The sequence below is a fragment of the Thermogutta sp. genome (genome assembly GCF_039793925.1).
Classification (GTDB): Bacteria; Planctomycetota; Planctomycetia; order Pirellulales; family Thermoguttaceae; genus Thermogutta.
In genome coordinates, this window is record NZ_JBAMME010000327.1 from 1 (window position 1) to 19,415 (window position 19,415).

Here is a 19,415-nt window from a genome sequence, read left to right on the forward strand (position 1 = left end):
TCTGGGCTCAATTGGCACGGCACGATTGGCCGGAAATTTGGGAGTTTTTGCTGGAGAAAGCCATCGCTCTTCCGGAAACCCGAACGTTCATCCGCCGGGCGGTCCGTGAAAAAACTCGGAGAAAAGTTCACGAAGCGACCGTTGTCCTTCTTCGATGGCAAAGCTGGTGGCAGACAATCTCCGGTGCCTGCGAGTTGTATCTCACCTCCCTCCACATCCTTCGCAAATCGCTGGCACTTCCGGGTCGATTGGCGGAGGCCCTGGAAACTCTGAAGCTCGACGCCCTGGCCGACTTCGCCGCCGGCGCTGCCCACGAGATCAACAATCCCCTCGCCGTGATCGGTGGCCATGCGCAGCTGCTTCTTCGCGATGCGAAAGACCCTGATACTCGTCGCACACTGGCGATGATCCTCGCCCAGGTGCAGCGGGCCCATGAGATGATCGCCGATACGCGGCTCTTTGCCAGGCCGCCACGACCGCAGCCCTCTCCTCTAAACGTGAGCGAATTGGTGAAAACAGCCATTGCAGAATTGACACCGCTGGCTCAGGAAAAAGGCGTGCGCCTTGTCCTGACTGTTGGGTCCCAGTCGGAACAAGCAGTGCTGAATGCCGACCGCAACCAACTGCTCATCGCTCTCGAGGCGATTGCCAAGAACGCCATTGAGGCTTGTGGCAATGGCGGGGTAGTCCGATTCGGCTGGGCGAACACATCAGCAGAAGTGGTGATCGAAATCGCGGACACCGGGCCGGGAATTAGCGAGGAGCATCGACCACACATCTTCAATCCGTTTTACTCCGCGCGGCAAGCCGGGCGCGGGCTGGGGATGGGGCTGCCCAAAGCCTGGCGGATTGTGCGCCAGCACGGCGGGCGGATCGAAGTCCTATCGCCTCCCAGCGGCGGAGCCCTCTTTCGGATTCATCTGCCATGCTTGAGCGAGTTGGCTGAATGATTAGGCCGGAAAAACGGGCCGTTGCTCGTTTATGAAGCGTCTGATTCACAATCCATTTGCGATGTGCTGTTCATTGTGCGAGAGGATCTTTGTTCGTCCGCCGAGGATGGTGGAATGGGAAAACTGGCCATCCACCGGGAGAGCAGTGTTCCCGTGAACATGCACCCGAAGGTGTACAGAGCGCAGGGAATGGCAGCCTGCGGCTGATCGGGAAAGAGACTCAAAACGAGGGTTGTCCCCAGTCCTGCGTTCTGCATGCCAATTTCCAAGGTCAGGGCCCGGCGCATGCCCAGTGGTAGTCGCGCGGCGAGCGCTGCCAGATAACCGGCGGCGTAGCCGCCGAAATTGATCGTCCCCAACGCAGCCAGCAGGATGGCGTTGACGGCGCTGAGCTGCGTACGATTGGCAGCCACGACCACCGCGATGATCCACAGGATGACAAAGTTAGCGACGATCGGGCCCATCTTTGCTGCCATTGATCGCCATGCCATGGAAAGCTGGGACATGGCGAAGCCGACAGCCACAGGCAAAACCACCATGAGAAGGAGTTCCACACCGGTGCGAATGACCGAAAACTCGACAAACCGGCCCACCGTTAACCACATCACATAGGGAACCACCAGCGGGGATAGGAGCGTGGCACTGGTCGTCAGGCTCACGGAGTAACTCACATTTCCCCGGGCAATCAATGTCAGGACGTTGGACGCCATCGCACCCGGCACGCAACCCACCATCAGACAGCCGATCAGCCAGGGGCCCTCTAACCCCCATACCTGCGAGGAGAGATACGCTAGCGCGGGCATCGAACTGTACTGGACCGCCGTCCCGAAGAGCACCAGCGGCCAGCGACGAAACACCCCCAAAAGTTCTTCCCGGGGCAGCAATGACCCAATCGCCAGCATCGTCACAGCGATCAAGTGAGGTAAATAGGGCTTGCTGAGCAGGAAAGGATCGGGGCCTTTGGGAATCAATGTGGACCAGATGAAGGCCAACACACAAAGGAGCACAAGCCAAACCGGGAGAAAACGCTCTAAGTACCGGCGAAGCATAGCAACTCCATCGCATAGGCGGGAGATATTTCAGACACCGAGCCTGCTGCGCGGCAAATGCACGCCTGACCCAGCCGTGTCATCCCCGGAAAAAAGTGTAGGCATTATTGTCAGCACCGCAGAATGCGAAGACAAGAACACGCGCAGCGTTCGTCCGAGAACGCGGACGGCGCGACGAACAACCCTTGCCCGGGGAACGAACTTTCTCTGCGATGCAAGGCGGCGCTTCACAGAGAGTTACCGCTGGATGGCGGGATCGGGCTGGGGAGCGAGTTCGGGCTGAACTTCCACGGTATCCGTCGTCAACACCTCACTCTGACCACCATGGAGCGGTTGCGGCTCGTTCGGCTGGGCGTGCCAGGGATACTCGAAAAGGTGACGGTAATTGTAAGGATTGCGATAGTAGGAGCCGTGGAACGCGGGATAGCGATGGATCGTCCGCGGATTACCGGGATAGCAGCCAAATCGTGGCTGATAGCAGGTTTGCGGCATCGGCCCGAACCAGTCCACAATCCAGCCGTGACCTGTCGCCGTTGGGCGGTGGCCGACGGGCTTCCCGGCCACCATAGGAGATATCTCGGGTGCGGATTCGACGACAACCGTTTCACCGTTCGGCGATGAAGGCGCCTGCGCCCCCGCTATCTGGTCCTGAGATACCCCTCCAGCAAGGATCGAACATACCACGGCGATAGCCCACGTATTCATGAAGCAGTCCTTTTTTTCAGGTTTGCGGACACTTGGCTGGACTGTAGAAACGCAATGGGAATGGGACTGTATTGTTTCCTGCCCTGACAGAAAGTGGGGCAGGATATCCTTTGGATGCTATCGGGAATCCAGCCGGGGAAATCGCGGCGCCATTGCATTATCCGGAAAAACTTGCCCCTCTTGTCTTCCGTCACCCGATATTTTGCCGGATTCTGCTTGAGTATACCCCGAGTTTAACTAAAATGGGCAAGATAGATAAAGCGGATAAACGTATCTGTTTCACTTGGAAAACGTTCGACATTCGAGGGAATCGTGGGGCTGTGACAAGGTGGACCTTGTCGGTGTTCGTCTCCTCTTTAACCGACCCCATGGTTCTAGCACCCGTTTCCCGGTGTTACGTTGGGTTCCTTTGGTTTGACGATGCCCATGATGTACCGACCGTCTCTTCTCGTTATCAGCGGTGATCGCGAGTTCATCAGTCAGATCGAGTCCGCGCTGGCCTGGCGTTTTGCCGTCGTGCCGGTAGCCAGGCTGAACGAGGTTTCGGCTGTCCGCGGGGGACCGGAGTGTGTGGCCGTGGTCCTCCACCTCCACCCATTGGTGATGAACGGCTATTCGGGGACCGAACTGGGGAAACACATCCAGCAACTGACCGCGCTGGCGCCGGTTGTAGCGGTGTTCGACAGCGAGACTCACGATGAGATCGCCGAGTGCGCGCAGCCGTTTTGTCGGAGCGTCTTGGACCGCCGCAAAGGCGTGGACGAACTGATGCGGACGCTCGCTGCCGTCTCGCCGCTGGAGTGGGAGCTGGCCGATTTTTACCTCCATCGGCCGCATGCAGCCCTGGCGGGGACAACCCGCTGCTGGACCACGTTCACACCGGCCGTCTTTCCGATGGTGGAAGAGCTGCGGGTGGCGGCGGCGCACGATGTCACACTCCTTCTCATCGGTGAAACAGGGGCGGGAAAGACGTTTCTGGCGCGGACGATTCACGAGCTTTCACCACGGGCGGGAAAGCGGTTTCTCACCGTGGCCTGCGGGGCTCTGCCCCCCGACCTCATTGAAAGCGAACTTTTCGGATATGTGAAAGGTGCTTTCACGGGAGCTGATGTGGACAAACCGGGCAAATTCGCCGCGGCTGAGGACGGAACGCTTCTCTTGGACGAAATCGATGTCCTGGCTCCCGACCAGCAGGCAAAGCTTCTTCGCGTTATTGAAACCGGCGAGTACGAACCTGTAGGAAGCAACGAGACCCGGATTTCACGTGCCCGACTCATCGTGGCTTCCAACGTGGATCTGGCCCAACTGGTGGAAGAGGGGAAGTTTCGGCGCGACCTGTATTACCGGTTGAACATGCTCAGCTTCTTCATCCCGCCGCTGCGAGAGCGACCGTATGACGTGGAGTACCTGGCACGCAAGTTTGCGATTCAGCAGGCGCGGTCCTTGGGAATCGCGCTCCGCGGCATAGAACCGTCGTTTCTGGCCGCTTTGCGAAATTACTCCTGGCCGGGGAATGTGCGAGAATTGGAGAACATCATTCGGCGGGCGGTGCTATACTGCCGGGACGGAGTGCTCCGTGTCAACGATTTGCCGAGTATGCTTCGGCCTCAAAGCTTTCACGATGTTCCGCCAACCGTCCCCGATATCCCGGTGAAGTGGACCTTAGAAAAGCGTCTCGAAGAAGCGGAACGGCAGATTCTGGAGGAGACACTTCGCCGCCATGGCTACCGGCGCATCGAAACGGCCCGCGAACTCGGCATCAGTCGGATCACGCTGTATCACAAAATGAAAAAGTACGGGTTGCTGAGGCGGGTTTCTGAGGAGCCGGTTATCACCGCCGATTGATTGGCTAGTCCCCGCGCGGTCTGCGTAAGATGAACACGGCACGGCTGCCCGGGCTTTTGGCGGCTCGGTGGCATCATCCGAGTAAATACGCCAGCAAATCGACAAGCCGCGGCCCGAAGACGATCACGCCGATCACGGCGGACCCAATAGAGGCCACGAGTACCGCGGCACTCGCCACGTTGAGCGCGGTTTCGATATAGCGGTTGTACTCCTCGGTGATCGCCGGTGCCAGCCACTCCAGTGCGCTGTTGAAGAGCTCGGCGGTCATCACCACGGTGATGCTCAGGATGAGGATGCACCATTCCGTCTCCTGAACGCGGAAAAGAGCCGCGACCAGAATAACCGTGATGGCCACGGCAAAATGGACCGCGAAGCTGCTCTGGCCGACGATGCCGTACCAGAGACCGCGAAAGGCCGCGGAGAATTTTTCCAACCAGGAGCGACGTCGCTTTACCGGTGGACGTGTCATGCGTCCAATCCTTTCCGCAAAAAGGCGGCAATCGGAGGCCGAGAATCCTCCTTTTCCGGGGAAAAATAGCAGGTTTCTTGCTCCTCCCCGAGCTCGGGCCAAATCGATTGAAGGCCTCGTGCGATGTGGTAACCTCGGGACTACGGGGACCTCTCTTGTGTTGACGCCCTTTCTTACTGTAGCTCATCCCCGCCGGAGTCGAATATGTCAAATTGAACGGTTGGACTGGTTGTGTGGTTTGTGCATGAAGACAAGCAGGCAATCATTTTGCATTCCAGTTTTCCATTACAATGGGACAATAACCGGCATTCGCAGACGCCAACTATGTCACGGGCCACAAAACTGAAGTGCCTGGCCAAAAACGGTGCACCCCAAACATTGGGGAGCGCTGATGGTGGCGAGCCAGTGTGGCGCGGAATTCTCCAGATTGACAACAGGAAGCGTATCATGCGGCTATCTTTTGCGTGAAGAAGGCCGGCCGATTCTGGACAAACTTGTTCACCCGGTGAGAAAAAGGGTATGGCTGTTGAGGACATCATTCGCAGGATTCATGAAACCCCCTGGCTAATGGTCCTGGTGGCAGCGGGAGGGGGGACTCAGGCACTTGCGGATCTGCTGAAAGTTCCGGGGGCCTCGCGAACCGTCCTAGAGGCCCGGATTCCGTATAGTCCGGCGTCCCTGAAAGATTGGCTGGGCGGTCCGCCCGAACATGCGTGTTCGGAGTGCACCGCGCGGGCCATGGCGATGGCGGCGTTTCTTCGGGCCCGGGAGCTGTATTCTTTCGACCGTCCTGAGAGTGGAAGCAACGTGCCGGTGGCCGGGGTCTCGTGTACGGCGTCCCTGGCCACAGACCGGCCCAAAAAGGGACCTCATCGCATTCATGTGGCGGTTCAGCGAGTTGACTTCACGCGGAGTTATTCCCTGGTCCTCAACAAAGGAGCGCGGTCGCGCAGCGAAGAGGAGGAAGTGGCGCGACGGCTGTTTCTTCGGGGCATCGCCGCGGCGTGTGATGTCGAATTTGATGAAGAGATGCCGCTTTTGGCCGGAGAGACGATCGAGCATCGCCAGGCCGAGGCGCCTTCCGCATGGCGATCATTGCTGCTGGGGGAAGTGGATGCCGTCTCGGTGGGCGTGCCTCACGATTGGGAGAAAGGCCGTCCGCCGCTCATATTTCCTGGGGCTTTCAATCCGCTGCATGAAGGACATCTCCGTATGGCGCGATTGGCCGAGGCCCGGCTGGGGCGCCCTGTCGAATTTGAAATCTCCATCCTCAATGTGGACAAGCCGCCCCTGGATTATGTGGAGATGAAGCATCGGGTGGAGCAGTTTTCTCTTCAGGAGCGCGTTTGGCTTACCCGATTGCCCACTTTCTTGGAGAAAGCACGGCGGTTTCCCGGCTGCACGTTTGTGGTGGGGATTGATACTCTTTTGAGGATCGCCGATGCCCGTTACTACAGGCAGGAACCGAGCCTCCGGGATAGGGCGATCGCCGAAATTTCTCAGCTTGGTTGCCGGTTTTTGGTCTTCGGGCGGGTTCTGCAAGGGCGGTTTGTCACCCTGGAGGACGCGGATATCCCACCCCAACTCCGCGCTTTGTGCGAAGGTGTTCGGGAATCGGAATTTCGCTACGACATCTCTTCGTCGGAAATTCGCAAGAGGGCACAGGATCAGTCGCAAATTCACGGGGTCTAAACGAGGACAAAAAGTTTCCGGGATGTGAAAAACGGGTGGGAGGAATGTCACTTCGCTCGGCTCGGGGAAAGTCCCGGACGGCGGTCGGTCGGCGCTCGGGCTCACTTCACCTTCATGTAAATGGGCGAAGCGGTGAGTGCGTGTTAAAATATCGGTTTCAGGCAGAAACATACCAAAAACTTTCGCCGGCAAAATCGCCCAGCCCAGCGGAGCTGGAAGACCGGGTTCAGGTTGCCTCCACGCCTTGCCAGGACTGTCAGGAGCTCTGTGACGCCAGAAGTTTCGTGAAAGTTAACTCATGGCCAACAAAGAAATTCGCCAACCAGAAGAACATATCGTGAAGACAGTGTGGCCGTCGATTGCGGCGTTCCGTCTCGGTCGGTGGATTGGGCGGACATGGGAACGGGCCGTAAACAGGGGACCTTGGGCGGCCATTCTCGCCGGGCTCTTTCTCGCGCCTCTGGCGGCGGCGGCATACTTATGGCGTTTGCGTCCCGGGGGGGCCCGGCGGTACGTGGTCACCGACCGCCGTGTGATCATCATGGAAGGCATCATTCCCAAAGAGGTGGCGGCCGTCGGTTGGAACGAAGTCGATCGTATCGAAGCCCAGCCGCAGCCGGGGCAAGCGGCTCTGCGAGCGGCCGACGTCGTTTTCTTCAAGGGTGATCAGCCTGTATTGCTTTTGCCGGGCGTATCGCTGGCTGAGAATTTTGTCCGCTTGTGCCGGCGCACTCGACAGGCGTTTTTGGATATTGAGGCTCTGCAGCAGCGGGCCGCATCGTGACCGAATGCGAGACAATTAATGGGCGTCTATGAGTAATCATCGGCAGGATGACGCCACTTCGCGTTCTGAGGCGAATACCCCGTCGGGTGGACTTCCCGCGAAGGAAGCCATTCTGCGAGGCCTCCGGCTGTATTTCGAGGATCTTCAGCGGGCAGGGGTCCAGCACCTGCTCATGACGATTGCCCCGGGCGTTGTCGGGGAGTTGACAGGAAAACCTGCCGACGCGAATGCGCAGAGGGATGGGACGACAACGTCGGCTGGGGACCCCGGCCCGTCAAAGTTCGCTGATTCTTCTTTAACTACAGGACCCGAACCGGTTCCTCCCGCCATGCCCAAGAAACAACGTGCTCGGGAAACAGCGTCGCGGGAAGATGTTCCTGGCCAACCCACGGCGGTGCCGGGTGCGGGGCAACTTTCCCTTTTGGGAGGTGCCGGGCAGACATGGCAGAGCGTGCGGCTGCCGGAGGGTGGGTCCCGTGAGGAAATTCTTGCCGAGTTAGCCCGCCAGGTTGCCCAATGCGTCCGCTGCCCTGCATTGGTTGCCAACCGGACGCAGACCGTGTTTGGGGTGGGGAATCCCTACGCGGAGCTGGTTTTTATCGGAGAAGCCCCAGGGTACGACGAAGATGTTCAGGGGCTTCCGTTTGTTGGACGCGCGGGACAACTGCTCACGGCAATGATTACGAATGGAATGGGGATGCGCCGGGAGGACGTGTATATCTGCAACATTCTCCGCTGTCGGCCGCCGAATAACCGCACGCCGACGCGCGAGGAGGCTGCCAACTGCCGCCCCTGGTTGGATGCGACGTTGGCGGTGATTCAACCCAAGTTTATTTGCTGCCTGGGGAACGTAGCCGCGCAGAACCTGCTGGGTACCGACCTGACAATCGGACGGTTACGGGGAAAAATTTGGGAGTATAACGGAGCAAAGGTCATTTGCACCTATCACCCGGCTTTTCTTCTCCGCAACCCGGCGATGAAGCGGGAAGCCTGGGAGGACCTCAAACTGCTCCTCCAAGTGATGGGGCGTCCTATTCCCCGGCGCTCCACCCCCGATACCTGATGAGAAGGGCTGCCAGATGACGCGCGATGACTCGTCGCTGCGGTCGCTGGGAGGGAAAACGCTTTCCCGCGCGGTGCAGCAGGGAAGTACAGCTATTTTTCTTGCCCAAGTTGTTTCCCAAATTCTTTCTCTGGTTGCGCTGGGCGTTCTTTTGAGAACTCTGGGGCTGGAACCGTACGGCTTGGTGGGGATGGTGCTCCCGCTTTTGGCGTTTGTTCGGATCTTTGTGTATTCCGGTCTGGATGTGGCGGCCATCCAGCATACGGAAATCAATGACCAGCAGGCCTCGGCACTGTTCTGGACGCAGCAGATCCTGGGCCTGGCGGGGGCCATCTTCATCGCTTCTGCAGCTCCGTGGGTTGCCCGCTTCTACGGGCGGCCCGAATTGCTCCCCTTAACGCTAGCCCTTTCGGGGACCACGCTCGCCACCACGCTCGGGGCCCAGCACCAAGCCATGCTCCAGCGAAAAATGGCTTTACCCACGTTGTCGGCGATTCGTGTTCTTTCTCAGTTGGTGGGCGCATCAGTTGCCGTGGTGGCGGCCCTCTGCGGAGCTGGCGTTTGGACACTGGTGATTCAGCAATATGCTGAACCGCTGGCCAGCACCTTTTTAGCGTGGGGACTTACCGGATGGCGGCCGCAATGGATCCTGCGGCGAACGGGAAACCGCGAACTTCTTCGCTTTGGGGGACATTACACGCTCAGCAGTGTCCTCCTGTTTCTTGTCAGCAATGTGGACAAAATCCTCGTGGGACGCTTCCTGGGAACGCAGGCTATGGCCCTTTATGGCCAGGCGTTCAATCTTGCCCAAAAGCCGGTGAGTCTGGTGGTTTCGCCCCTGACAGGAATCATGCTGCCGGCCCTGGCGCATGCCCGCTCCCATCCGGAAGAATACCGCACCTATGCGGCGGGGTTTTTTCGGTTTCTCGCCTGGAGTATGCTTCCCTGCGGGATCGGGCTGGCGCTCGTCGGGCGGGAAACGATGATCGTCCTGGGGGGACCGCAGTGGCAGTCCGCGGGCCCTGTTCTGCAGATCCTCGCCCTTCTGATTCCTGCCCAGGCTTTCTTTAACGTGATGGGGAGTCTCTACGCCTCGGTCGGTCGCGCTGATCAAATGGCCCGTGCCTGCATCCCAGTCGCGATTGTAACTTCCCTATCCTTTTTAGTAACGGTTCTCTCCTGTGCAGGACAACTTGAAGGGGTGATCGTCCTTTCCTGGGTGTATCTGATCGTCTTTGGTCTACTGATCGTGCCGGCCTATGTTGCGTGGGCGTTTCACTGTGCAGGCCTGCCATTGCGGTTGCTCGTCACTGCGGCCCGGCCTGGGATAGGCGGGTCGCTCCTGATGGGCGCCGCCGTCCTGATAGCCGACGTTGGCCTTCGGTATTGGGGGATTGCCTCACCCTGGATCACCCTGCCGGTGAAAATCGTCCTGGGTTGCATCGTGTATTTCCTCGCCACGCGAAGAGAACTGCTGTACTATGCGAGAGGGGCCATCGGAAGTATTCGTCCCCTGCCCGACGGACAGCCGGCCCCTTGAACAGTGATGGCTAGCGCCGTAGCTTTTCCCGACATACGCGCTGAGAACGGGAGGCTTTGATACACCCCAAAGCGGAGTGAAGTTGAGTGATCAGGATTATAGACATTTCCCAGCAGGCTCAACAGCGCATGAGATAAACAATGGCTGAGATATGGTCGTTGCGGAGCATGACCCTGTCGCTGGCTCGTCGGCCCCTTCTGATGGGTATTCTCAACGTCACGCCAGACAGTTTTTCGGACGGCGGGCGGTACCTGGAACCGTCAGCGGCAATTGATCGCGGTCTCCAACTGGTGGAAGAAGGTGCCGACATCATTGACGTGGGCGGGGAAAGCACGCGTCCTGGTGCCCAGCCCGTTTCCCCGCAGGAAGAGCTCCGTCGCGTGCTGCCCGTCATCACGGCCCTGGCGGAACGCGTTTCGGTTCCCCTTTCCATCGACACCTCCAAGGCCGTGGTAGCGCGGGAAGCCTTGGCAGCAGGCGTGCAAATCGTCAACGACGTGACGGCTCTTCGTGGTGATCCACAAATGCTGGAAGTGGTGGCCGAGTTTCAGCCAGGTGTCTGTTTGATGCACATGCGGGGCACGCCGCAAACCATGCAGCAGGAGGCTGTTTATCAGGACGTGGCGGCGGAAGTGCGGGGATTTCTCCAGGAGCGATGCGCGGCCCTCGAAAAAGCGGGGATCCGCAGGGAAAAGCTGGCGATTGATCCGGGGTTGGGATTCGCCAAAACGCCCCAGCACAACTGGCAGATCATCGGGGCCATCCAGCGGTTTCGGGAGTTGGGATATCCGCTTGTGGTGGGCCATTCCCGAAAGCGATTCATTCGCGAGATTACTGGTGAAGAAGCCCGGAGTGTCATGGAGGGGACTTTGGGAGTTTCTCTATTGCTGGCTGCGGCAGGAGTGGACATCCTGCGGGTTCACGACGTGGGAGTCACCCGCCGGTTACTGGCCTGGGTGCGGCACGAAAGAGAATCGCAGCTCAATACCCGAGACTGCCAGCTTCGATAGAAGCTGGTGAGCCGGGAAGGGGGGCCTTTTTTATTGGAAGCGTGAGCTGTTGGGGGGTCAGAATTGTGAGGGAGGAGGTCGTTTCGTTTGGCAGGACTGTCTCATTGATCCATAATCAGAGCAATTGACTCCGAAATCAAACGGGCGTAGAGTAGCAATTGTGTCAAGCAAAATGGATAAAACCGCCCAGCGGATGGCCCCCGTCCCCACAGAAGACGGCGTCCGTCCAGGGGAGCAGCGGGACGTTAACGCTAACTTCGCCCCGCATTTCAGTGGGATAGATTTGCAGAAGAGGTCTGGGCGTCGCGCAAGAAACCAGGTCCTTCCCGCTCCGCGGGAGTCGCTGTTGGTGAAGGCTATGGTGCTAGAAGATCGCTGGGGACGCCAGATACGTTACTTGCGCCTTTCCGTCACCTCCCGGTGCGGAATGCGGTGCCTCTATTGCCGTCCCCCGGGCGTGGTCCTTCCCTAGGCACCCCATGGCGACTCTCTTTTGACGCTTGGCCAGATTCGCCAGCTTGTCGGTCATCTGGTGGCCCGGCACGGTGTGGAGAAGGTCCGCATCACAGGAGGTGAGCCCACCCTCCGGGCGGATATTGTGGAAATCGTCCGTGAAGTCGCGAGTCTTCCGGGGCTTGCCGATCTGGGGCTGACGACCAACGGGCTGCGATTGGAAGCGCTTGCGGAAAGTCTCGCGGCGGCGGGGCTGCGCCGGGTTAACGTGAGTCTGGATACGCTCGATCCCCAGCGATTTCGCCAAATCACCGGGGTCGATGGTCTGGAGGAGGTCTTTCGTGGACTTGAGGCAGCGCGTCGGGCAGGACTTTCACCAATTCGAGTGAACTGCGTTGTGATGCGGGGCATCAATGATGATGAATTGAATGAACTCCTTCAGTGGGGATTGACGCAGGGCTGGGAAGTTCGCTTCATCGAACTGATGCCCATCGGACCGTTAAGTGCCCGGTGGTACGAGCTGTTCGTCCCCGTGCAGGAAATGATGTCCCGGCTGACAAGTGTGCGGGAATTTCACGCTGTTTCCGACAGGAAAGGCGTAGCGCGAATATACGAGGTGGTTCTCCAAGACGGGAAAACGGGCAGGGTCGGCTTCATTACGCCGATGTCGGAACACTTTTGTGGCCAGTGCGATCGCATTCGCATTGCAGCGGAGGGACGACTCCACGCGTGTTTAATGACGGATCAACCCGTGGATTTGCTGCCGGCTCTTCGACCCACGTTCGATCCCGCGCGATTAGACCTGCTCATGCAACAGGCGCTCCGTCACAAACAACCGGTCCACCCAGGCCATGGCGTCACGGCAATGACTGTTCTCGGCGGGTAGGGAAAAGGATGAGCGTTTGTCACGGTTGCGTCGGCGTCGGGTTGCTGGCGGTTTATGATACCCTGGGCAATTGGGCGAGATTAGCTTATGGCTTGGGCGAGCTCACTGGGCGCGGTGATGGATTATACTAGCGAAATTCAGCAGCTCGGTCACACTACCGAGAATGTTCTTCATCTTGCCGAGAATGTGGGCTGAGGTGAGGGGAGAAAAGGGAGGGGGGTTACTGCGAGCCCCTGGCATTCCATCGACGGCGAGAATGTTGACTTAAAATTTCCCGTTGGCAAATTGGTAAATTCAAACTGGGATATGTTTTATGGAGCAGGTCGATCAGAGACAGCAGAAAACATGTGAATCGCTCCGTGTGTTCCTGTTTGGCGCTGAGGCAACCCTGCTAGGCACCAGTGAGATTTTTGTGCCAGCGGAAGAGGGAATCCGGACGGTCCGCGACTTGCGAAGTTGGCTCGCCGGTCGCTATACGGAATTGAGGCCACTGATGAGCCAAATTCGGGTGGCTGTCAATCACAGATTTGCCGCCGATGATACACCCCTGGGGCCAAATGACGAGATTGCCCTGATTGGAAAGGTATCGGGAGGATGACGGTTCGGGTAGCCATTTGCGACGGTCCGTTGGCGGAGACAACTCGACCGCAGACCGCAGGCGATGACGGAGCCGTGGTGGTCTTTGAAGGGATCGTACGCCGGTTGGAAAACGGGCGGCCAATTTCGGGGCTGACGTACGATGTTTACTCCCCGATGGCGGAAAACCTCCTCCAGGAGCTCGGCCAGTCATTGATTCACGATTTCGGTGTCACGACAGTGATCGTGGAACATAGCCGGGGATTTGTGCCGGTGGGGCAGTGCTCCTTTCGGCTTGTGGTGAGCGGGTGCCATCGGCAAGAGGTTTTTCGGGCCGCCCAGTGGTTTATTGATCGACTCAAAGAAGATGTCCCCATCTGGAAAAAGCCGGTTCCAGCGCAGGCCGGGACTGGTTGACGTTGGGACGCGGTTCACAAGAAGCTCACACACGGTGGGGTGAAGTCCGATTCGGGAAAAGTCAGATTGTGGCTGCCCACACTGAAGGGAATGAGAGAGAACCTATGACCACCAACAAGGAGCGAGTAGAAACAGCGAGTCCGGGGGACACGGTGAGACGGTGGGCCGATTCACTTTCTCCCGTCGAGACTGAAGAGGTGGAACTTTCTGCGGCAGTGGGCCGGGTTCTGGCGGTGCCGCTGGTTGCCGATCGCGACAGCCCGCCGCTGGATGTGAGCGCCATGGACGGCTATGCCGTACGTTGGGAAGATCTTCAAACTCGCCCGGCCGTGCTGCCAGTGAAGGGAGAAGCCCGGATCGGTCAGCCCCCAGAAGAGCTTCCGCCGCAATCCGCGATTCGAATTGTCACTGGTGCCCCTGTCCCAAAAGGGGCCAATACGGTGCTTCGTCGCGAGTGGGTCCGGGAACACGGAACACACATTGAGGTTCCCGCCGAACTGGGAGTTTCCCGAGGACAGGATATTCGATTCCGGGGAGAAAACATCTCCGCCGGGCAAATCGTGGTGCCGCAAGGAACACTCGTAACGGCTCCCATTTTGGGTGCGTGCGCCGGCTTCGGATACAGCCGGGTATGGGTGTTTCGGCGAGTCAGGGTGGCTGTGCTGGTGACAGGAAATGAGCTGGTTGCTGTCGATCATACGGTCCAGCCGTGGCAGCTTCGCGACAGCAATTCGTGGTCGCTGCGGGGATTGCTGAGCATGGTGCCTTTTCTGGAGCTCCGACAAATCCGGCATATCCCAGATGATTTGGACCAGATGGTCACAGCGCTGACAGGAGCCCTCGATCAGGTGGATTTGGTGTTGATGACGGGCGGCGTGTCGATGGGAGATACGGACTTCGTTCGGCCTGCCCTGGAAAAAATTGGTGCGACGATTATCTTCCACAAGTTGCCCATCCGTCCCGGAAAGCCACTCTTAGGGGCGATGTGCCATGACCGCCCTGTGATAGGGCTTCCCGGCAACCCGGTCTCCGTCTTGGTGACGGCCTGCCGATTCGCGGGAATGGTGCTGCGACGACTGGCTGGGCTTTCCCAATGGGAGCCGCGCCCCACCCTCGTGGAGGTGAACGATCCCGAGGTGAGCAACCCCACGCTGTGGCTTTATCGGCCTGTGCGCCTCGTGGAGCAGGGGGTTGCCGAATTCTTGCCGACGCGTGGTTCGGGAGACCTTGTGTCTGCCGCCAGGTCCGAGGGCTTTGTGGAGATTCCACCGAATACGGCGGGAACAGGTGTTCGCCACTATTATCCCTGGAGCCTGATATGACCGGTGACTCTTCGGTTCAGAAACAGAATCTTGAATCCCAGAAGAAGCCGAGCCACTGGGCGGACGGCCGGGTGAACATGGTCGACGTGAGTCACAAGCCTGAGTCGCTTCGGCGCGCCCTGGCCGAGGCTCGCGTCCGTGTTTCGCCCGAGCTTGCCGAAATCATTCAATCCCAATCACTGTTTAAAGGTGACCTGTTCACGGTGGCGTCCCTGGCCGGGATTCAGGCTGCCAAACGTACCGGAGAATTGATTCCCCTTTGCCATAACTTGCCGCTGGATTGGGTTGATGTCCGTGTGACACTCCGGGATCTGACCGTCGTCATCGAAGCGGAAGTTCACACCACGGGTCGCACGGGGGTGGAAATGGAAGCACTCACGGCCGCCGCCGTGGCTGCCCTCGCGGTCGTCGATATGGGAAAAAGTGTGGACCGGGAAATGGTCATCGAATCTGTGCGGCTTTTGGAAAAAAGTGGGGGCCAGCACGGGGACTATCGGGCACCGGAAAAACGGGAACAGAGCTCACAATGACCACGCCTTTTCGCGTTGCCGTCCTCACCTGCAGCGATCGTTGTTCTCGGGGCGAAAGCGAAGATCGCAGCGGTCCCGCTCTGGTGCAGTTCATACGGGAGAAATGGGGGGCAGAAATAATCGCTGCTGCCTGTCTCCCTGATGATGCAGACTTGATCGCCCGACAGATTCTGACTTGGGCTGAAATGGAACCGACTCCGGACCTCATTCTAACCACGGGGGGAACCGGACTCGGGCCGCGGGACGTCACACCTGAGGCCACCCGCCGGATCCTGGACCGCCCATGGCCGGCGATCCTGGAGCTTGCCCGACTGCGCTGTCTTCCGCAGACACCCTTGGCCTATTTATCGCGCGGAGAGGCCGGTGTTGTACGACAGTCTCTGGTCGTCAATCTTCCCGGGTCTTCCCGCGGTGCCCTGGAGACCCTTGCCGCCATTGCCGATGTGATCCCCCATGCCATTGCCATGCTCCATGGTGAAGGCCACAAAGAGGATGCCTCTGGCGATACTCGGTAATTCTGGTGAATAACCGGCCGTCGTATGTGAATATCTATGTTGGATCGAATACCCGTGTATATTCTGGCCGGCGGTAAGAGCAGGCGATTCGGGAGTGACAAAGCCCTAGCGACTCTCGCTGGTGAGCCTCTACTGGTGCGGGTGGCGCGAATGGTCAAGCCGTTTGCAGCTTCGGTGACCGTGGTGGCTGACAGGTCGGGCAGATACTCCGCGCTGGGATTGCGAACAATCGGGGATCTGTCACCCGGCCTCGGGCCGTTGGGTGGTTTGATCACTGCCCTGAATGATTTGCGTGAACCGTGGATGCTTCTTCTGTCGTGCGATTTAATCTTGGTTAAAGCTTCATGGATTGGCCATCTGCTTGCCCACCGCCGCGAGAATGCTTTGGCCGTGGCTTTTCGTCACCAGATCTGGGAACCACTCTGCGCCCTTTATTCACGAGATATTCAATCGCATGCACATGAGGTGCTGGCTGCCGGGGAGCGGAGTCTTCAACAACTTTTCGCGATGGTGCCGGCAGTACCGGTGGCGCTTCCGTCGGATTGGCCGCCGATTGTCCAAATCAACACGCCAGATGATCTTCAGCGTGCCGAAGAGTGGCTGAAATCGATGACGCATCCGGAAGCCTGAGTGTTCGGCACTTTGTTGGCTTTATCTATTTTCTTTTGTTTGACTTTTGGCAATGCGTTTGGGGAGATAGTGGACTCGCTCGCTGCTCAATCCGCCTATTTTATCACCCAATATTAAGACCGGCTGCGTCGCCATTATTCTTAGTAACCTACTTGTACTTTTCGCGAGTTACTTTTGCTTTTTTCTGTTATCAGCCTTGCTGGTACGTCGTAAAAGACAGCAAGAGTGACAAACGTAATCCAAGAAGTCGTGAAAATGAGGAGCGAACTATGACACTCTCTCATACGTCAAACCGCGTCGTGTTTTTCATGCTGCTCGTCGCTGTTCTGACCGGGGCGATCGAAGAGAAAGCAAACGCCCAGGCCGTTGCAGTGGCCCCATCCGTCGAAGTCGAGTCACCGCTCGATGTGAATTCGCCAGCTCTCAGCGACAACATTCCACCTCTGACCGACCGCCGTCCAGAGTGGCTTGAAGCCACACCGGAACAACGCCTCCGCATTGCCGAAGAAATCGGCGAGGAAGGCGCTCGGGTATATGCCAAACGCAAGGGCTACGAAGTGATTTTCGATGGCACCGGGCGCACTGTTCCGCAAGGGTTGGACCAGGTCTATCGCGATCTCAGGACAGGCGAAATCGTGGTCATCGAGGCCAAAGGTGGGACCTCTCCGTTGAACCAGGGATATGGCTATGATCAGGGCACACCGCAATGGGCCGTCAAAGCGGCCGAGCAAATGCTCCGCAACCCGAGGACTTCCCTCGCTGAGCAGAGGGCGGGAAAACTGGTCATCGACGCGGCTTTAAATAACAAACTTCGCGTCGAACACGTTCGCACCACACACGCGCAGGGCCGACCTAACCAACCGATCTTGGAGGCTGTGCGCAGGAGCTCGGAATGTGCTGAAGAGGTGCACGCGCTTGCCCGGGCGGCAGAGGAGCGTTTGCGCCTGAGAGCTGCCACAGTTGGGGAAGTACCGACGGAAACGACTGCTTCACGTGAGATGTCAGAAAAGGTGGGCAGCGCTGCCCGGGGTACGGAAAAGCTCACCGCGAGTCTGCCGAAAGTCACCCAAGAGATCGGGCAGGCTGGTCGGACAGGTCGAGCGGCGCTTCCTGCTGAGGAAGGAGCCTCACAAGCGGTTGCACGGACTGCCCGGGCGTTGGAAGCGACCGAAGTCGCGGCGACGGCCTCCAGGGCCGAACGGGCGCTCTCGGGACTGGGAAAGGTCGCCAAGCTGGCTGGTCCCGTGGCAGTGGGGGTGGACGCGGGGGTCAGGGTGTATCGTTCGCGCGAAGTCGAGGAAGCCTATAAGAAAGGCGAAATCACCCGAGAGCAGCGCAACGTAGAGCACGCCAAGAATGTGGCGGGTTGCGTGGGTGGCTGGGCTGGTGCGTGGGCCGGGGCTGAAGCAGGGGGAACTGCAGGGGCGGCTATCGGTACTGCGATCTGTCCGGGAATCGGTACAGCGATCGGGGGACTGGTCGGCAGTGTGGGCGGTGCCATCGGAGGGTACTGGGGCGGAGAGAAGCTGGCTGAAGCAGGAACGGAGGCGGTGTTGGGATATTCTAAAGGCTCTCGGTAAACGGAAACGGGGCCATCAGCCCAAACGGAAGTGAGTTGCCTGGTGCAGCTCTGAGATGTGAGGGATCTTTCTTAGCAAGGATTCTTCAGAATGGCTGGCCGGTTCTATTTTTCTTCTGTTCCTGGAATGGACAATGCGGCGTACTTGACGAGGCCTTTTTAACCGTTATACTCAAGGCGACGCTCTTCGAGATGAACTCACTCAGTCGGAGACACTGCGGCTTGGGGCGAGAGTTATGCGAAGGGTCATCTGTACAACGGGGACGTCTATTCTGACAAACCAGAAGCGGTCAGCTGGAAATCAGGAATTGCCGCCAGGTGCTCAGAATCTCAAACAGTGGCTGAAGCAATTCAAAACGACATTCTCGGACCGCGAGCAGTTTCTCAGCAAATTGTGCGCCGAAACCCACAGTCTGCTACGCCTGGGGCTTGAACGTTCCGACCAGGTTGTCCTCCTCCATACCGAAACTTCCGACGGTCGCGTAGCCGCGGAAGCGGTTCGTGATGTCATCCGGGATGAATTCGGTGTCGATGTGTGGCTCCGCGAGGTAGAAGGACTCCAAGTAAGCGATGCCACTCGCTTCCGAAGGGTCGGCCTTCACAAGCTTTTTGAGATATTAAGAAAAGAATCCGTGGAATGGCAGCAGGAGGCGCCAGAGGAGAGAGAAGAAGTGATCCTTAACGCGACCGGCGGCTTCAAAGCCGTTGTGCCGTACTTGACGCTGTTTGGTGTTATCCATCGCCTGGATGTGGTCTATATCTTCGAGCAGAGCAATTCGCTCATCCGCCTTCCCCCGCTTCCCATTCATTTTGATTACGAGCGGTTGGGGCAGGCACGCTCAGCGCTCCAATTATTGAAAAAAGAGGGCGCTCTCCCACGGGAAAAGTTCTTCGAGCAAATTCGCGGATTGCCATATCAAGAACGGCGACGGTACGAATGTCTTTTGGAAGAGGAAGAATCGTCAGGGCTAGTCACTCTTTCGAGTTTCGGTTTTCTTGTCCTCGATGCTTTGGAAAAAGACACCAAGCAGGTCTATCTCTCACCACAAGCGCGCGAGGCTTACAATGCCAGCCAGGGAGAAGTGAGGAAACGCCTTGTCCGTTTTCTCAGTGGTCTCCAGGATCCGTTATACCGTGACAGTCACAAACATACAGTTGAGTCTACTGATTTGACTGTGTATAAACTGGGGCACCAGGCCGAGCGAGCCGCCGGGTTTGTCCGTGGGAACCGATTGTATATCGCCCTGCTTTATACATCTCACGATGAATATGAGCGGGATATAAAGAACCACTCTGTGGCAGAGTTTGAAGGCAGATTACGGGGATTTGTTCCCTGGACACCCCCCGCCGAAGAGTACGTACCACCCACGGAGATCCCTGATGAATGAGAAGAAGTAATG

20 protein-coding genes are annotated in these 19,415 nt (G+C 58.3%); 17 read left to right on the top strand and 3 right to left on the bottom strand.

Annotated elements, in window-relative coordinates; genetic code table 11:
* The coding region (locus ABJK56_RS17605; protein ID WP_347245984.1) for a HAMP domain-containing sensor histidine kinase at nt 1-950 on the top strand (950 nt) is incomplete at its 5' end.
* A 29-nt stretch (nt 951-979) separates the two neighbouring features.
* On the opposite strand, the gene ABJK56_RS17610 is transcribed toward ABJK56_RS17605, so the two are convergent.
* Nucleotides 980-1,999: a bile acid:sodium symporter family protein gene (locus tag ABJK56_RS17610; RefSeq protein ID WP_347245985.1), complete on the bottom strand. Its 1,020-nt coding sequence runs from the start codon at nt 1,997-1,999 to the stop codon at nt 980-982.
* A gap of 237 nt (nt 2,000-2,236) precedes the next feature.
* Nucleotides 2,237-2,704, bottom strand: coding sequence for a hypothetical protein (locus ABJK56_RS17615; RefSeq protein WP_347245987.1), 468 nt, complete (start codon nt 2,702-2,704; stop codon nt 2,237-2,239).
* A gap of 426 nt (nt 2,705-3,130) precedes the next feature.
* Here ABJK56_RS17615 and ABJK56_RS17620 point away from each other — a divergent pair, with 426 nt between their 5' ends.
* Nucleotides 3,131-4,549, top strand: a complete 1,419-nt coding sequence (locus ABJK56_RS17620; protein ID WP_347245988.1) for a sigma 54-interacting transcriptional regulator — start codon at nt 3,131-3,133, stop codon at nt 4,547-4,549.
* Nucleotides 4,550-4,622: 73 nt separating this feature from the next.
* Here the strand turns inward: ABJK56_RS17620 and ABJK56_RS17625 are convergent, their stop codons facing one another.
* Complete coding sequence (locus ABJK56_RS17625; RefSeq protein WP_347245989.1) at nt 4,623-5,018, bottom strand: diacylglycerol kinase family protein; 396 nt, start codon at nt 5,016-5,018, stop codon at nt 4,623-4,625.
* Between the two features lie 519 nt (nt 5,019-5,537).
* Here ABJK56_RS17625 and ABJK56_RS17630 point away from each other — a divergent pair.
* From ABJK56_RS17630 to ABJK56_RS17700, 15 genes are all read left to right on the top strand, one after another.
* The gene (locus ABJK56_RS17630; protein WP_347245991.1) at nt 5,538-6,710 is read left to right on the top strand and encodes a hypothetical protein; all 1,173 of its coding nucleotides are present in this window, start codon (nt 5,538-5,540) and stop codon (nt 6,708-6,710) included.
* 298 nt (nt 6,711-7,008) lie between these two features.
* Entirely contained in the window at nt 7,009-7,494 is a 486-nt protein-coding gene (locus ABJK56_RS17635) for a hypothetical protein (RefSeq protein ID WP_347245992.1), read from the top strand.
* Between the two features lie 28 nt (nt 7,495-7,522).
* The gene (locus ABJK56_RS17640; RefSeq protein ID WP_347245994.1) at nt 7,523-8,557 is read left to right on the top strand and encodes a uracil-DNA glycosylase; all 1,035 of its coding nucleotides are present in this window, start codon (nt 7,523-7,525) and stop codon (nt 8,555-8,557) included.
* 16 nt (nt 8,558-8,573) lie between these two features.
* Nucleotides 8,574-10,097 (top strand): lipopolysaccharide biosynthesis protein, encoded by a 1,524-nt coding sequence (locus tag ABJK56_RS17645; protein WP_347245995.1) that lies wholly within the window; start codon nt 8,574-8,576, stop codon nt 10,095-10,097.
* 140 nt (nt 10,098-10,237) lie between these two features.
* Nucleotides 10,238-11,107, top strand: a complete 870-nt coding sequence (gene folP / locus ABJK56_RS17650) for a dihydropteroate synthase (RefSeq protein WP_347245996.1) — start codon at nt 10,238-10,240, stop codon at nt 11,105-11,107.
* 160 nt (nt 11,108-11,267) lie between these two features.
* Nucleotides 11,268-11,579, top strand: coding sequence for a hypothetical protein (locus ABJK56_RS17655; RefSeq protein WP_347245997.1), 312 nt, complete (start codon nt 11,268-11,270; stop codon nt 11,577-11,579).
* Nucleotides 11,580-11,600: 21 nt separating this feature from the next.
* Nucleotides 11,601-12,446: a radical SAM protein gene (locus ABJK56_RS17660; RefSeq protein WP_347245998.1), complete on the top strand. Its 846-nt coding sequence runs from the start codon at nt 11,601-11,603 to the stop codon at nt 12,444-12,446.
* Between the two features lie 313 nt (nt 12,447-12,759).
* Complete coding sequence (locus ABJK56_RS17665; RefSeq protein WP_347245999.1) at nt 12,760-13,044, top strand: MoaD/ThiS family protein; 285 nt, start codon at nt 12,760-12,762, stop codon at nt 13,042-13,044.
* Nucleotides 13,041-13,439, top strand: a complete 399-nt coding sequence (locus tag ABJK56_RS17670) for a molybdenum cofactor biosynthesis protein MoaE (RefSeq protein WP_347246000.1) — start codon at nt 13,041-13,043, stop codon at nt 13,437-13,439. Before ABJK56_RS17665 ends, ABJK56_RS17670 begins: the two co-directional genes overlap by 4 nt.
* A gap of 104 nt (nt 13,440-13,543) precedes the next feature.
* Nucleotides 13,544-14,761 (top strand): molybdopterin molybdotransferase MoeA, encoded by a 1,218-nt coding sequence (locus ABJK56_RS17675; RefSeq protein ID WP_347246001.1) that lies wholly within the window; start codon nt 13,544-13,546, stop codon nt 14,759-14,761.
* Entirely contained in the window at nt 14,758-15,291 is a 534-nt protein-coding gene (moaC, locus tag ABJK56_RS17680; protein ID WP_347246002.1) for a cyclic pyranopterin monophosphate synthase MoaC, read from the top strand. The genes ABJK56_RS17675 and moaC overlap by 4 nt, the downstream gene beginning before the upstream one ends.
* Entirely contained in the window at nt 15,288-15,806 is a 519-nt protein-coding gene (locus ABJK56_RS17685) for a MogA/MoaB family molybdenum cofactor biosynthesis protein (RefSeq protein WP_347246003.1), read from the top strand. Before moaC ends, ABJK56_RS17685 begins: the two co-directional genes overlap by 4 nt.
* A gap of 36 nt (nt 15,807-15,842) precedes the next feature.
* Nucleotides 15,843-16,436, top strand: a complete 594-nt coding sequence (locus ABJK56_RS17690) for a molybdenum cofactor guanylyltransferase (protein WP_347246004.1) — start codon at nt 15,843-15,845, stop codon at nt 16,434-16,436.
* A 269-nt stretch (nt 16,437-16,705) separates the two neighbouring features.
* Entirely contained in the window at nt 16,706-18,016 is a 1,311-nt protein-coding gene (locus ABJK56_RS17695; protein ID WP_347246005.1) for a hypothetical protein, read from the top strand.
* A gap of 235 nt (nt 18,017-18,251) precedes the next feature.
* Nucleotides 18,252-19,403 carry a putative CRISPR-associated protein gene (locus ABJK56_RS17700; protein ID WP_347246006.1) on the top strand — a complete coding sequence of 384 codons (1,152 nt, stop codon included), beginning with the start codon at nt 18,252-18,254 and terminating at the stop codon, nt 19,401-19,403.
* Nucleotides 19,404-19,415 lie beyond the last annotated feature (12 nt).